Source organism: Croceicoccus mobilis, from assembly GCF_001661965.1.
Taxonomy (GTDB): Bacteria; Pseudomonadota; Alphaproteobacteria; order Sphingomonadales; family Sphingomonadaceae; genus Croceicoccus; species Croceicoccus mobilis.
Genome location: NZ_LYWZ01000011.1, coordinates 162,381 through 174,741, shown reverse-complemented (window position 1 = coordinate 174,741; position 12,361 = coordinate 162,381). Strand labels below are relative to the sequence as shown.

General features: G+C 62.9%; 15 protein-coding genes and 1 tRNA gene. 9 read left to right on the top strand and 7 right to left on the bottom strand.

What is annotated here, in order from left to right; all coding sequences use genetic code 11:
• The first annotated feature begins 17 nt into the window (after positions 1-17).
• The 4 genes from A9D13_RS03570 to A9D13_RS03555 all read left to right on the top strand — a co-directional run bounded on the left by A9D13_RS03570 (position 18) and on the right by A9D13_RS03555 (position 2,318).
• On the top strand, positions 18-245 hold the full coding sequence (locus A9D13_RS03570) for a F0F1 ATP synthase subunit C (protein WP_066770184.1): 228 nt from the start codon (positions 18-20) through the stop codon (positions 243-245).
• 77 nt (positions 246-322) lie between these two features.
• Positions 323-811, top strand: a complete 489-nt coding sequence (locus tag A9D13_RS03565; protein ID WP_066770181.1) for a F0F1 ATP synthase subunit B family protein — start codon at positions 323-325, stop codon at positions 809-811.
• On the top strand, positions 811-1,416 hold the full coding sequence (locus A9D13_RS03560) for a F0F1 ATP synthase subunit B (RefSeq protein WP_373288765.1): 606 nt from the start codon (positions 811-813) through the stop codon (positions 1,414-1,416). Before A9D13_RS03565 ends, A9D13_RS03560 begins: the two co-directional genes overlap by 1 nt.
• A gap of 248 nt (positions 1,417-1,664) precedes the next feature.
• Positions 1,665-2,318, top strand: coding sequence for a YoaK family protein (locus A9D13_RS03555; RefSeq protein ID WP_066770178.1), 654 nt, complete (start codon positions 1,665-1,667; stop codon positions 2,316-2,318).
• A 13-nt stretch (positions 2,319-2,331) separates the two neighbouring features.
• On the opposite strand, the gene gloB is transcribed toward A9D13_RS03555, so the two are convergent.
• From gloB to aroA, 6 genes are all read right to left on the bottom strand, one after another.
• A complete protein-coding gene (gene gloB / locus A9D13_RS03550; RefSeq protein ID WP_066770170.1) occupies positions 2,332-3,090 on the bottom strand; it encodes a hydroxyacylglutathione hydrolase in 759 nt (252 codons plus the stop codon).
• Positions 3,091-3,232: 142 nt separating this feature from the next.
• Positions 3,233-4,930 carry a 30S ribosomal protein S1 gene (gene rpsA, locus A9D13_RS03545; protein ID WP_066770168.1) on the bottom strand — a complete coding sequence of 566 codons (1,698 nt, stop codon included), beginning with the start codon at positions 4,928-4,930 and terminating at the stop codon, positions 3,233-3,235.
• A 384-nt stretch (positions 4,931-5,314) separates the two neighbouring features.
• Complete coding sequence (locus tag A9D13_RS03540; RefSeq protein WP_172808087.1) at positions 5,315-5,953, bottom strand: YSC84-related protein; 639 nt, start codon at positions 5,951-5,953, stop codon at positions 5,315-5,317.
• Between the two features lie 138 nt (positions 5,954-6,091).
• Positions 6,092-6,721: a (d)CMP kinase gene (locus A9D13_RS03535; RefSeq protein WP_066770470.1), complete on the bottom strand. Its 630-nt coding sequence runs from the start codon at positions 6,719-6,721 to the stop codon at positions 6,092-6,094.
• A gap of 58 nt (positions 6,722-6,779) precedes the next feature.
• Positions 6,780-7,220, bottom strand: coding sequence for a nucleoside deaminase (locus tag A9D13_RS03530; RefSeq protein ID WP_066770162.1), 441 nt, complete (start codon positions 7,218-7,220; stop codon positions 6,780-6,782).
• On the bottom strand, positions 7,217-8,590 hold the full coding sequence (aroA, locus tag A9D13_RS03525) for a 3-phosphoshikimate 1-carboxyvinyltransferase (protein WP_066770468.1): 1,374 nt from the start codon (positions 8,588-8,590) through the stop codon (positions 7,217-7,219). Before aroA ends, A9D13_RS03530 begins: the two co-directional genes overlap by 4 nt.
• Positions 8,591-8,776: 186 nt before the next feature.
• Between aroA and A9D13_RS03520 the strand changes: the two genes are divergently transcribed.
• The 4 genes from A9D13_RS03520 (at position 8,777) to A9D13_RS03505 (ending at position 10,309) form a co-directional block, all read left to right on the top strand.
• Positions 8,777-9,100 carry an FYDLN acid domain-containing protein gene (locus tag A9D13_RS03520; protein ID WP_066770466.1) on the top strand — a complete coding sequence of 108 codons (324 nt, stop codon included), beginning with the start codon at positions 8,777-8,779 and terminating at the stop codon, positions 9,098-9,100.
• A gap of 189 nt (positions 9,101-9,289) precedes the next feature.
• A tRNA-Ala gene (locus tag A9D13_RS03515) sits at positions 9,290-9,365 on the top strand.
• Between the two features lie 57 nt (positions 9,366-9,422).
• The gene (locus A9D13_RS03510; RefSeq protein WP_066770159.1) at positions 9,423-9,851 is read left to right on the top strand and encodes an EVE domain-containing protein; all 429 of its coding nucleotides are present in this window, start codon (positions 9,423-9,425) and stop codon (positions 9,849-9,851) included.
• Between the two features lie 218 nt (positions 9,852-10,069).
• On the top strand, positions 10,070-10,309 hold the full coding sequence (locus A9D13_RS03505) for a hypothetical protein (RefSeq protein ID WP_066770158.1): 240 nt from the start codon (positions 10,070-10,072) through the stop codon (positions 10,307-10,309).
• A gap of 15 nt (positions 10,310-10,324) precedes the next feature.
• Here the strand turns inward: A9D13_RS03505 and A9D13_RS03500 are convergent, their stop codons facing one another.
• Positions 10,325-11,629, bottom strand: coding sequence for an MFS transporter (locus A9D13_RS03500; RefSeq protein ID WP_066770157.1), 1,305 nt, complete (start codon positions 11,627-11,629; stop codon positions 10,325-10,327).
• Positions 11,630-11,791: 162 nt separating this feature from the next.
• Here A9D13_RS03500 and pgsA point away from each other — a divergent pair, with 162 nt between their 5' ends.
• Positions 11,792-12,358, top strand: a complete 567-nt coding sequence (gene pgsA / locus A9D13_RS03495; protein ID WP_066770154.1) for a CDP-diacylglycerol--glycerol-3-phosphate 3-phosphatidyltransferase — start codon at positions 11,792-11,794, stop codon at positions 12,356-12,358.
• The last annotated feature ends 3 nt before the right edge of the window (positions 12,359-12,361 follow it).

Sequence of the window (12,361 nt, the reverse complement as noted above, 5' to 3'; positions counted from 1 at the left end):
CCAAAGGAGTTTTTGAAATGGACGCAGAAGCCGCAAAGCTGCTCGGTGCCGGTCTCGCCGCTCTGGGTGCGGGCCTCGCCTCGATCGGCGTGGGTAACGTTTTCGCCAAGTTCCTCGAAGGCGCGCTGCGCAATCCGGGCGCTGCCGACGGCCAGCAGGGCCGCCTCTTCATCGGCTTCGCCGGTGCTGAGCTTCTCGGCCTGCTTTCGTTCGTCGTCGCGATGATCCTGATCTTTGTCGCCTGATCGAACTTGCTGAATTACGCCCGGCTGCATTCCGGCAGCCGGGCGACCAGATTTTGATCCGTCGTTAGGGCCCCGCCATGCCTCAGATATCCCAGCTAGCCGCTACTTATGCGAGCCAGGTCTTCTGGCTGCTGATCTTCTTCGGCCTGACCTATTTCGTCATCGGCCGCGGCATGGTGCCCAAGGTGATGGATACCGTCGCCAAGCGCGACAAGCAGATCTCGGACGATCTTGCTGCCGCCGAAGCTGCCCGCACGGCAGCGGACGAGCAGGAAGAGGCGTGGCGCAAGCGCGAGAATGAAAATCGCGCGCGTGCCCATGACCTGATCGCCGAGGCCAAGAACAAGGCCGCGCTCGAAACCGAGGCTCGCCTCGCGACCGCGCAGACCGGCATTGATGCCAAACTGGAAGAAGCCGAGGCCCGCATCGCCGATGCGCGCGCCAAGGCCGCTGCCGAGATCGAGGACGTTGCCGCCGAGGCGACCCAGTCGATCGTGGCGCGTATCGCCGGCCTCAACATCGACGACGCGGCTGCCCGCAACGCCGTTCGCAAGGAACTGGTGTGATGGCCGCTGCTGTCGAAACCGCCGGCGCCGAAGCGCTGCCGCCTGCATCGCAGGCCGTGGAGGAACATTTGGAACACGCAGCCACCACCGAGGGCATGGCCGAAGAGCATCACGCAGAGCCGCTGCTCTGGGGCATCGCGCCTCCGGCTGCGGTCGTCAGCTCGGCCATGATCGTGCTGCTCGCCATCGCATTCCTCTATGCGAAGGCGCACAAGAAGATCGCAGGCGGCCTTGATGGTCGCATCGCCGAGATCAAGCATCAGCTTGACGAGGCGAAGAAGCTGCGTGCCGAGGCTGAAGCCCTTCGCAAGGAATATGCCGACAAGATCGCTGGCGCCGAAAAGGACGCCGAGGCGATGCTCGAGCATGCCCGCACCGAAGCTGCGACCATCGTCGAAAAGGCCGAGGCCGACACGGCAACGATGATCACGCGCCGCGAAAAGATGGCCGAGGACAAGATCGCCGCTGCCGAGCGCGGTGCGATCGACGAACTGCGCCGCAAGGCTGCTGCCGCATCGGCTGCTGCTTCGGCTGACCTGATCGCCAGCAATCACGGCGCTGCCGCTGACAAGTCGCTGGTCGATCAGACCATCACAGGTCTCTGATCGGGCATTAGGATCGGACCGGTTTTATGTCCGGTCCGTTGCCTGTCGCAATTGAAAGGGCGCACCGATGGTGCGCCCTTTGGCGTTTGGAGGTGGATGGCCCTTATTGGTTTGCGATGCGGCCCTCTCGACGATCAGCGCCGCCAACGCTAGCCTTGCCACCTTGGCGGAACGCTCATCTTGCGGGTGAGGATATGAGGGCGGGTCTCATTTGCATTTCTGACGCCTGGAAACGGTAGCGTAGACAGATGCATCGCCATGACCAGCGTTCGCAGTGGCTTGCCATGGCCCTTTCGGCATTGGCGGGAATGGTCGATGCGGTCGGCTTCCTCGGCTCGGGCGGGTTTTTCGTTTCCTTCATGAGCGGCAATACCACGCGGCTTGGCGTGGGGCTGGGCCGGGCGAACTGGGCTGATGGCGCGCTCTTTGCCCTGATGGTAATTACCGTCTTCGTTTGCGGTGTCGTGCTGGGGACGCTGGCGAAACGTCGCATTCGCCTGTTCGCGAACGCGAGCGCGATCCTGATCGCGGTTGCCGTGCTGTTGACGCTTGCAGCCTTGTTAACTCAGCTTTCGGAACCGGACCTTGGCGTTTTTGCGCTTCTGGCGTTTTCGATGGGGGCGATGAACCTCGTCTTTGAAGACAAGGGAGAGGTCCGGATCGGTGTCACCTACATGACCGGTGCGCTCGTGAAGCTTGGCAGCCATATAGCCGATGCCCTGCTTGGCACGGCCGAGCGGAACTGGCTGCCGTTCCTGTTGCTTTGGCTTGCGCTCGCCATGGGGGCAGGGGTGGGCACGCTGCTGTTCGTATATCTGTCGCTTGGCGCGCTATGGGTCGTGGCGGGTCTTGGCTGGCTGGCTGCCGCCGCATCCTTGATGCGGCGGGACGGATTGGGCTGAGAGTGGCCAGAAGCTAGAAATTGTCCTTCGCGCTGCGCAACGCGGCAAATGTCGCAATGGCGTCACCGCCGCCCCACCGAGCCTGCATCGCCGGGTCGTCGGCGCGTAGAAACGGGTTGGTAGCCAGCTCAAGTTCCAGCTTGGTCGGCACGGTGGGCTGATGCGCGGCGCGGCGTTTCGCGATATCGTTCGCATATTGAGCCAGCGTGGTATTGTCAGGATCGGCATGCAGCGCGAATTCAGCGTTGGCTGCCGTATACTCATGCGCGCAATAGAGCATGGTCGGTCCGGGAAGCGCCTTGATGCGCTTCAGGCTCGCCCAGAACTGGTCTGCTGTGCCCTCGAACATGCGACCGCACCCCAATGCGAAAACGCTGTCGCCCACGAACGCCATCTCGGCATCGGGCAGGTAAAAGGCGATATGGCCCATGGTATGCCCGCCGACGTCGATCACATGTGCATCGACGTTGCCGATCATCACGACATCGCCGCCTTTCACCTTGCGGTCGATTCCCGCGATCTTCGGGGCATCGACCTCAGGCGCGGTGACCGTGCAGCCGGTGGCCGCCTTGATCGCCTCGTTTCCGCCTGCGTGATCGGGGTGCCAGTGGGTGTTCCAGATCTGCGTGATCTGCCAACCCTTGTTGGCGGCCTCCCGCATATAGGTGTCCGCATCGGGTGTATCGATGCACACCGTTTCCTCGCTGTCGGTATCGTGGAGAAGATAGCCGTAATTGTCTGACAGGCAGGGAAACTGGTGGACTTCGATCATGGGGCTCTCCTTGAGAGGAGAGATAGGGATTGAGAACGCGGAAAGCAAAAGGCCCGCACCGGTATTGCCGGGCGGGCCTTTCGTTTTTGTCTGGCTCTGCGCCGGTGAGCCGTCACGGGAGTAAATCCCGTGACGTCGCGGCTCAGCGGTTCTTCAGAGCTTCGCCGAGGATGTCGCCCAGCGATGCGCCCGAATCGGACGAACCGTACTGCTCGACAGCCTGCTTCTCTTCGGCGATCTGACGCGCCTTGATCGAGAAGTTCGGCTTCTTGGTGCGGTCGAAACCGGTGACCATCGCGTCGACCTTCTGGCCGGTCTGGAAGCGGTCGGGACGCTGTTCGTCACGATCGCGGCCCAGGTCCGAACGCTTGATGAAGCCGGTCGCGCCATCTTCGCCGACCTGAACCTCGAGGCCGCCATCGCGGACTTCGAGAACGGTGACGGTGACGACGTCGCCACGCTTGAGGCCCGAAGCCGACGGCGCGCCGCCAACTGCCGGTGCACCCTTTTCAAGCTGCTTCATGCCGAGGCTGATGCGCTCCTTCTCGATGTCGACATCGAGAACGACGGCTTCGACTTCTTCGCCCTTGCGGTGCAGGGCCAGCGCGTCTTCGCCCGAGATGCCCCATGCGATGTCCGACATGTGAACCATGCCGTCGACGTCGCCCGGAAGGCCGATGAACAGACCGAATTCGGTCGCGTTCTTGACTTCGCCGGTGACGGTCGAGCCGACCGGGAACTTCTCTGCGAAATCGTCCCAGGGGTTCGACTGGGCCTGCTTGAGGCCGAGGCTGATGCGGCGCTTGTCGGCGTCGACTTCCAGCACCATGACTTCGACTTCCTGCGAGGTCGAAACGATCTTGCCGGGGTGGACGTTCTTCTTCGTCCACGACATTTCCGAAACGTGGACCAGGCCTTCGATGCCCGGCTCCAGCTCGACGAAGGCGCCGTATTCGGTGATGTTGGTGACAGTGCCGTTCAGCTTCATGCCGACCGGGTACTTGGCGGCAACGCCATCCCACGGATCGCTCTCAAGCTGCTTCATGCCAAGGCTGATGCGCTGCGTGTCCTGGTTGATGCGGACGATCTGCACCGTGACGGTCTGGCCGATCTCGACAACTTCCGAAGGGTGGTTGACGCGCTTGTAGCTCATGTCGGTGACATGCAGCAGGCCGTCGATACCGCCCAGGTCCACGAACGCACCGTAATCGGTGATGTTCTTGACCACGCCGTCGATGACCTGACCTTCGGCCAGCTCGCTGATCAGCTCCTGGCGCTGTTCGGCGCGGGTCTCTTCCAGAACGGCGCGACGCGACACGACGATATTGCCGCGGCGACGATCCATCTTGAGGATCTGGAACGGCTGCGGAATGCCCATCAGCGGGGTGATGTCGCGAACCGGACGGATGTCGACCTGCGAACCGGGCAGGAAGGCCACGGCGCCGTCGAGGTCGACGGTGAAGCCGCCCTTGACGCGGCCGAAGATCTGGCCCTCGACGCGCTTGCCTTCGCCGAACTCGCTCTCAAGGCGGTCCCATGCGGCTTCGCGGCGGGCGCGGTCGCGCGACAGCATCGCTTCGCCGTCGGCGTTTTCGACGCGGTCGACGTAAACTTCGACTTCGTCACCAACCGACAGGCCGTGCTCGTCCGAATTGCGGGCGAACTCGGAAAGGCGCACGCGGCCTTCGCTCTTCAGGCCAACGTCGATGACGGCCTTGTCGTTTTCGATTGCGGTGACGGTGCCCTTGACGACGCGGCCTTCGAAGCCGCCATCGGCCTCGCTGCCCAGCATGTCGTCGAGCATTTTCGCGAAATCATCGCGAGTGGGGTTACTTGCCATTGGGTGTATATTCCCGTTCATCGATTTTTTCCGGCCAGGCGGTTTTTCCGCCGGTCTTCCTCCGCCTCCGCACCATTGCATCGACGGGCCAAAAGGGCCGAACTGCCCGCGGGGCCGAACGCCGCCACGAGCGTCTTTCGGATAATGTCAGGAGCGGGACGGCCAGAAGCCATCCGTGATCGATCCATTCAAAACCCGTCAGACGGGCGCGCGACTAGGCCAGATACCGGCAAAACGCAAGGAATAAGCGGCATAGGGGCCAGGTGAAACTTTCTCGCAGTCGCCACATCGCGGCAGCACATCGCGGCAGGTCCTTGATACAGGAGCGGCCGACATCCGCGGGTGGAAGCCGGCCGTTCGCTGTCACTAGATGGTGTAGGCCGATTACATGGCCGTATCGGTCGTGTCGGTGGCGGTCATGTCGGTGCTGGCATTGCCGCCCGTCGCCACCTCGTTCGTGCGCCAGATCTTCATCGCGTCGATCGAGGCATCGGCCATCAGGCCTTCGGCGTTGAAGATATAGGCCATCGATTCCTCGCTGTCGCCGGTGGCATTGGCGTCGGCCTGGGCGATGGTGATGCCGCTGTCGGCGCCGATGCTCCATTCGCCGCTGTCGGTGTACTGCTTCAGCGTAGCGGCATCGGGGACCTTGAAGACATAGGAGGCAGCCTGCACGCCTGCTTGCAGGCCGACGCTGCCTTCGCCCATGCGCCAATAGCTGACGATCTGGCCGTTCTGCACCAGCGCGCCGTCACCGCCGCCGCCGCCAACGCCCAGCGCCACTTCGGTCACGTCGGGGAACACGAGATAGCCGGCCGGATCGCCGGTGCCGCAGCTTTCCTGCGTCTGCTGGCACTGTTCAAGCGCGGCCATGACCTTTGCGTCAAGATCGGCGGCGACCGGGTTCTGCTCGCCATCGGTTGCGGCAGCAGCTTCGGTGTCGGCCTCGGCAGCCGGTTCCTGCGAACAGGCGGCAAGGGCAAGCGAAATCACGCCAAGGGCGACGGGGGTACGAAACTTCATCATGTAGACGGACTTTCTATTCTGCGTTTCACGGCCTCTGGCTTGAGGGGCGGGCCGTTTGTGGCAGAACGGGGGCATGCCGCTCGTGTTCCTGTAAAGATGGAGCTTTCAGGTGGCCTGTCGTGCGTGATGAACGCTTCAGCCTGCTCGTTCGCGGGCCTCTTCGACCAGCGCGATGGCAGCTTCCAGCGATTCCGCGGGCGTCAGCTGCGAATTGTCGAGCAGCAGTGCATCGCTTGCCTGCACCAGCGGCGCTTCGGCGCGATTGCGGTCACGTTCGTCGCGGGCGGCAAGGTCGTCGGTGACCTGCTCCAGCGTGACATCGTCGCCGCGCTTGATGCTCTCGGCATAGCGGCGGCGGGCGCGGGCGGGCAGGCTGGCGGTGACGAAGAGCTTTACCGGGGCGTCCGGCACGATGACCGTGCCGATGTCGCGCCCGTCGAGCACTGCGCCGCCTGCCTGCGCCGCGAATGCGCGCTGCCGTTCGAGGAGGGCTGCGCGGACGCGCTTGTGCACCGAAACGCGGCTAGCCAGCGCGCCCACGGCTTCGCTGCGCAGGTCCGGTTCTTCCAGCAGTTCGTCGGGAAATCCCGTCGCACGGGCTGCGTCCAGCGGATCGTCGGGGTCGCCGCCCGACAGGCGTACCTGCTTGCCCACGGCGCGATAGAGGAGGCCGGTGTCGAGATGCGGCAGGCCATAATGTTTCGCGAGGCCCCGGGCGATGGTCCCCTTGCCGCTGGCGGTGGGGCCGTCGACGGCGATGATCAGGGCTTTGGTCATGGATGCAGGATACTCTCGGATTGTTACGTCAGGCAGGCGATCGCTGTCATTCGGCGATGTCCTCGTCCCACAGCGCGGGCTGCTCTTCAATAAAGCGGGCCATCATGTCCACGAAGCGCTGTTCGTTCAGCACCTCGACCGTGACGCCGCGTTCGATCAGGAATTGTTCGTTCCCGCCAAAGTTCAGGTTTTCGCATATGACGACGCGCGGGATCTTGAACTGCACGATCGTGCCCGCGCACATCATGCAGGGCGAAAGAGAGGTATAGAGCACTGTGTCGCGGTAGCTTTCCTGACGCCCCGCATCGCGAAGCGCATCCATCTCGCCATGCAGGATCGGATTCCCTTGCTGTACCCGGCGATTATGGCCGCGCCCGATGATTTTGTCGCCGCGAGCGAGCACCGATCCGATCGGAAGCCCGCCTTCGCCCCGGCTTTCCATCGCCAGATCGAAACAGGCATCGATGCAGGCTGTGTGGATGCTCATTCGGCGGTGTCGGCTTCCTGCGCCTGCTCCAGCAACGCCATGAAATTGGGGAAGCTGGTAGCGATAGGGCTGATATCGTCGATGTCGACCCCGTCCTTGCTGGCCAGGCCTGCGACCGCCATGCTCATGGCGATACGGTGATCGAGATGGGTCGTGACATGGCTGTTCGCCGTGCCGCGCAGCGGTTCGCCGCCGGTGCCGGTGATGATCAGCCCGTCCTCGCGCTCCTCGATAGTCGCGCCAGCCGATGTAAGCGCCTCGGCCATGGCGTTCAGACGGTCCGATTCCTTGACGCGCAGCTCTTCCAGCCCCGTAGTGACGGTGCGCCCCTTTGCCAGAGAGGCTGCGACGAACAGCACGGGGAATTCATCGATCATGGCGGGGGCGAGGGCGGGATCGACCTCCACGCCGGTCAGCTGCGAATGACGCACCCGCAGGTCGGCGACCGGCTCACCACCGATTTCGCGGCGGCCCAGTTCCTCGATGCTGCCGCCCATCTGGCGAAGCACGGTGAAAAGCGCGGCGCGGGTGGGGTTGAGGCCGACGTTTTCGATAATGAGATCGCTGCCCTCGACCAGCAGGGCGGCGACTACGAAGAAGGCGGCTGAAGACGGATCGCCCGGAACGGTGATGTCCTGCGCGATCAATTCCGCTTCGCCGCGAATCGAAATGATGCGCTCGCCGTCCACCTCTTCGACTTCCAGCTCCGCGCCGAAGCCTGTCAGCATGCGTTCGGTATGGTCGCGGGTGGCGACAGGTTCGATCACGCGGGTAATGCCCGGCGTGTTGAGGCCGGCGAGCAGCACCGCGCTTTTAACCTGCGCGGATGCGACCGGCAGGCGATATTCGATCGGCACGGCGGGATAGGCGCCGCGCATCGTCAGCGGCAGCGTCTGCGCGCCTTTTGCGCCGGGGGTGGCAGTGAACTCGGCGCCCATCAGCGTGAGCGGATCGATCACGCGCCCCATGGGGCGTTTTGACAGGCTGGCATCGCCGATAAAGGTCGCAGTGATCGCATGGCTCGCCACCAGCCCCATCAGCAGGCGCGTGGATGTGCCCGAATTGCCCATGTCCAGCGCGGTTTCAGGCTGCATAAGCGCGCCGACGCCGGTACCTCGGACCAGATATTCCTCACCCTCTGCCGTGGCGCGGGTGGTGATATGCGCGCCCATCGCGGTCAGCGCGCGGCCCGTCGCCATCACGTCCTCGCCCTCCAGCAATCCGCGCACGCGGGTCTCGCCGCTCGCCAGCGCGCCGAACATCAGCGATCGGTGGCTGATCGATTTGTCGCCGGGCACGCGGATGCGACCGGTAAGGGGGGCGCCTGCCTTGAAAAGGCGCGGCGAAGGGGCAAGATTAGCGTGGCTCACGTGGTCAATGTCCATTGGGATCGGCGCGGGGCTTTTGACAGCGCGCAAGCCCTATGGCAAGGCGCGCGGCTCCTGCCGGGGCTGCGGGGTGGTTTTCCCATCCGATTCTGTTCCGGCACACGGTTTTCTATTCAAGGTAATGGCGCTGCTGGGATTGTTCCCATGGCGCACAGCGACGAGGTTTTCATGGTCAAGCCCGAATGGGGTGCCAAGCACACCTGCCCGAAATGCGGCACCCGCTTCTACGATCTCGGCAAGGACGATCCGGTTCACTGCATCGAATGCGGTAACGAATGGACGCCCGAGCCCGTGCTGAAGTCCAAGCAGCCAATTCCCTATGAGGAGGCGAAGGACAAGAAGCAGGAGAACGACGAGGATCTGGGTGACGACGATCTCGACATCGATGTCGACGATGACGACGATTCGCCCGACAATGACGTTGATCTCGGCGGCGACGACGATCTTGGCGTGACCAAGGCGAGCGACGACGACGACGACCGCGACAACTGATCCTTCGCGGGATCGGGCGGCTCTCGAAAAGGATTTTCGCCACAGTGCATTTTGCACTTGCAAGCTGCGAAAGGCCTGACTAGAGAGCCGCTCTCCGCACCGGACACCACGTTCGAAACGCGGAAAAAACATCGGCATCCCCCCACGGATGCCTGCCACGCCGAAAGGCGGCGGCGCGATGGAAAGAATGGGGCCGTAGCTCAGCTGGGAGAGCGCTACAATGGCATTGTAGAGGTCAGGGGTTCGATCCCCCTCGGCTCCACCATCGCTTCTTTTCAGGCCGATCCGGCCACCCGATCATGACCCGCAGGGAGACGCCCCGATGGCAAAGCGCTACTGGCTGATGAAGTCGGAGCCCAATGTCTATTCATGGGATGACATGGTCGAAGAGGGCGAGGGCACCTGGGACGGGGTGCGCAATTATCGCGCCCGCAACAACCTTCAGGCGATGAAGAAGGGCGAGAAGTTCTTCTTCTACCACTCCAACATCGGGCTTGAGATCGTCGGTATCGGCGAGATTAGCGAGGCGGGCATCGGCGATCCCACCGATGACACCGGCAAGTGGGCCGCGGTCAAGGTGAAGCCGGTCGAGAAGCTGCCTGCACCGGTGACGCTGAAGGAGATCAAGGCCGAGGATTCGCTGGAAGAGATGGAATTGCGCAAGCTCATGCGCCTCTCCGTCTGCGAAGTCCGGCCCGATGAGTGGAAAAAAATTCTCTCCATGTCCAAGGCGAACGCCAAGAAGGGCTGATCTTCGGCGCAGGGCCGGTCCGGACTGCGTGTAATTCCGTGCATCATAATGGTTAACGCTGGCCCCGGTGCGCCCATGTCCCGGTTCGGGGCAGTGGAGGCATAACCCCTTCGCGTGCTTGCCCGTTAAGCTTGGTTAAGGAAACGTTACCGCCGTGGCTCGTTGTGAAGGGCGAGACGCGAGGGAACGAGTTCAAGCCAAGAGGTCGAGTGCCAGCCATGATCCATGCCGCCACCCCCGCCATTCGCGTTCCGCTTCGCATGCCGCTCAATCAGCCGCTGGCGCGTCGCAGGGCTGCCGTGCAGGGCTGGTTCGGTCGTAAGATCGCGCCGCATCTTCCTGAAATCAAACAGGAAGAGCCACAGGAGCTGTTCTGGGGCATCAATACCAACGATGCGAAAGATTTCCTGATGGCCTATTGCGCTTGCTTCATGGCGGTGATCGGCTTCTTCGCCTGATCCCACCTTAAGGCATTACGCAGGGGCGAGCCGCAGCTCCGCCTTGTGCAGCACCCAGCCGAGCCATGCCGACACGATGCACATGGCCGCTGCCAGAAGCAGCTGGTCGACAATGCTGATGCCGATGAAGTTGAGACCGATGGCAACGCCCGATCCGCCCACCATCGCGAAGCTGTTCACGAAATTATTTGCCGCCACCGCGCGCGCGGTCTGCGATTTGTCGACCACGGTCGTCAGGAAGGCATAGAGCGGCACCACGAACATGCCGCCAGCGATCGAGATACCCAGCAGGCTGAGCAGCAAAGGCGCGGCCAGCGGAAGCTGGATGAATTCCATCACGCCATAAAGCCTGTCATGCGGCACCCACGCCTTACACACCAGATGAAAGGCGACGACGAACGCGCCCATGGCCAGCACCGAAATCGGTGCAAAGCGGGCTGACACGTCGCCTTTCAGCAGCGCGTTGATCGAGACCGAGCCGATGGCGACCCCGATCGAGAACACGACAAGGAACAGGCTCGCCACTTCCTTGCTGGCGGTCAGCACGTTCTTGGCCAGTGGCGGGAATTCGATGAACAATACCGCGCCGATGGTCCAGAACAGGCTGATGGCGAGAATGGCGTAATAGACTCGCGCATCCTCCATCGAACCCTTCACCACGTTGATGGAGGAGCGGATGATGTTGAAGTCGATCTTCTCCACCGCGCCCTGCGCCGGGGCGGGGGGGACCTGCCTGCCGGTCGCATAGCCGACCATGGCCAGCAGGATGACGAGGATTGCGGCGACCTCTGCCGAGATCCAGCCCGCAAGGATCGTGCCGCCCAGCACCGCGAGATAGGTCCCGGCCTCGACCAGTCCGGTGCCTGCCAGCACTTCGCTGCGGTCGAGATGCTGCGGCAGGATCGCATATTTGATCGGGCCGAAAAACGTGGAGTGCAGGCCCATGGCGAATAGCGCGAGCAGCAGCAGCGGAATGGCGATGGCATGGACGCCGATCCCCAATGTCGCGAGCACAAGGCCGGTTGCGCCGACGCTCATGATCCCGATCTCCGCGATCTTGACCCAGCGGATGATCATCGCCTTGTCGCGCATGTCCGCGAGCTGGCCCGAAAGCGCCGAGAACAGCACGAAGGGCAAGGTGAACAATGCCTGCGCGATGGCCGAGAACCAGAACTCCTGCTCTGCGCTGGAGTACACTGCGTACACCACGAACAGCACCATCGCGTTCTTGTACAGATTGTCGTTGAACGCCCCCAGAACCTGGGTGACGAACAACGGCAGAAAACGGCGCCGGCGCAGAAGATCGGTGGAAGTGAGCATGATGAACTTGTCGCGTCGTCCTTAACCGTGATGCCCGCCGGCACAAGCCCAAGCGTGCCGGGTTGGCCCTAAAAAGCGGTATTTACCCAGAAAGCGGTTAAGGAGGCGTCGCGTTCCCTTTGGCACGGCGAGCGGCGTGCGCTACATGCTGGCGCGACTCTTATGCTGACACTTCCGAACCTTCTCACGCTCTCGCGCATTTTTGCCGTCCCCTTTTTTGTCGCGCTGCTGTGGTGGCCCGACTGGGTGCTGGGGCACGCCATCGCTTTCGTGCTCTATGCGCTGGCGGCGATAACCGATTATTTTGACGGTTATCTGGCACGCGCCAGTGGGCGGGTGAGCCGTCTGGGCATCTTTCTCGATCCGATCGCGGACAAGCTGATGGTCGGCGCGGTGATCCTCGTGCTCGCATTGAAGGGCGGAATGTCGGGCCCCTATGTCGGCGATCTTCACGCGCTGGCCGGATTGGTGATCCTGTTGCGAGAGATCGCGGTGTCGGGCCTTCGCGAGTTCCTTGCAGGCGTGCAGGTATCGGTTCCGGTGTCGAAGCTGGCGAAATGGAAGACCACGGCGCAGCTGATCGCGCTGGGCGCGCTGATCCTTGCAGGCGCGCTCCCGCATCTGGAATGGGTGCGATTGACCGGGCTCGCGTGCCTGTGGACGGCAGCGGCGCTGACGGTGATAACCGGTTGGGATTACCTGCGCGTCGGCCTCAAGCACATGGATTGAAGC

Coding starts and splice junctions, on each gene's coding strand:
- A9D13_RS03570 (WP_066770184.1), top strand. CDS start 18: ATGGACGCAGAAGCCGCAAAGCTGCTCGGTGCCGGTCTCGCCGCTCTG.
- A9D13_RS03565 (WP_066770181.1), top strand. CDS start 323: ATGCCTCAGATATCCCAGCTAGCCGCTACTTATGCGAGCCAGGTCTTC.
- A9D13_RS03560 (WP_373288765.1), top strand. CDS start 811: ATGGCCGCTGCTGTCGAAACCGCCGGCGCCGAAGCGCTGCCGCCTGCA.
- A9D13_RS03555 (WP_066770178.1), top strand. CDS start 1,665: ATGCATCGCCATGACCAGCGTTCGCAGTGGCTTGCCATGGCCCTTTCG.
- gloB (WP_066770170.1), bottom strand. CDS start 3,090: ATGATCGAAGTCCACCAGTTTCCCTGCCTGTCAGACAATTACGGCTAT.
- rpsA (WP_066770168.1), bottom strand. CDS start 4,930: ATGGCAAGTAACCCCACTCGCGATGATTTCGCGAAAATGCTCGACGAC.
- A9D13_RS03540 (WP_172808087.1), bottom strand. CDS start 5,953: ATGAAGTTTCGTACCCCCGTCGCCCTTGGCGTGATTTCGCTTGCCCTT.
- A9D13_RS03530 (WP_066770162.1), bottom strand. CDS start 7,220: ATGAGCATCCACACAGCCTGCATCGATGCCTGTTTCGATCTGGCGATG.
- A9D13_RS03520 (WP_066770466.1), top strand. CDS start 8,777: ATGGTCAAGCCCGAATGGGGTGCCAAGCACACCTGCCCGAAATGCGGC.
- A9D13_RS03510 (WP_066770159.1), top strand. CDS start 9,423: ATGGCAAAGCGCTACTGGCTGATGAAGTCGGAGCCCAATGTCTATTCA.
- A9D13_RS03505 (WP_066770158.1), top strand. CDS start 10,070: ATGATCCATGCCGCCACCCCCGCCATTCGCGTTCCGCTTCGCATGCCG.
- A9D13_RS03500 (WP_066770157.1), bottom strand. CDS start 11,629: ATGCTCACTTCCACCGATCTTCTGCGCCGGCGCCGTTTTCTGCCGTTG.
- pgsA (WP_066770154.1), top strand. CDS start 11,792: ATGCTGACACTTCCGAACCTTCTCACGCTCTCGCGCATTTTTGCCGTC.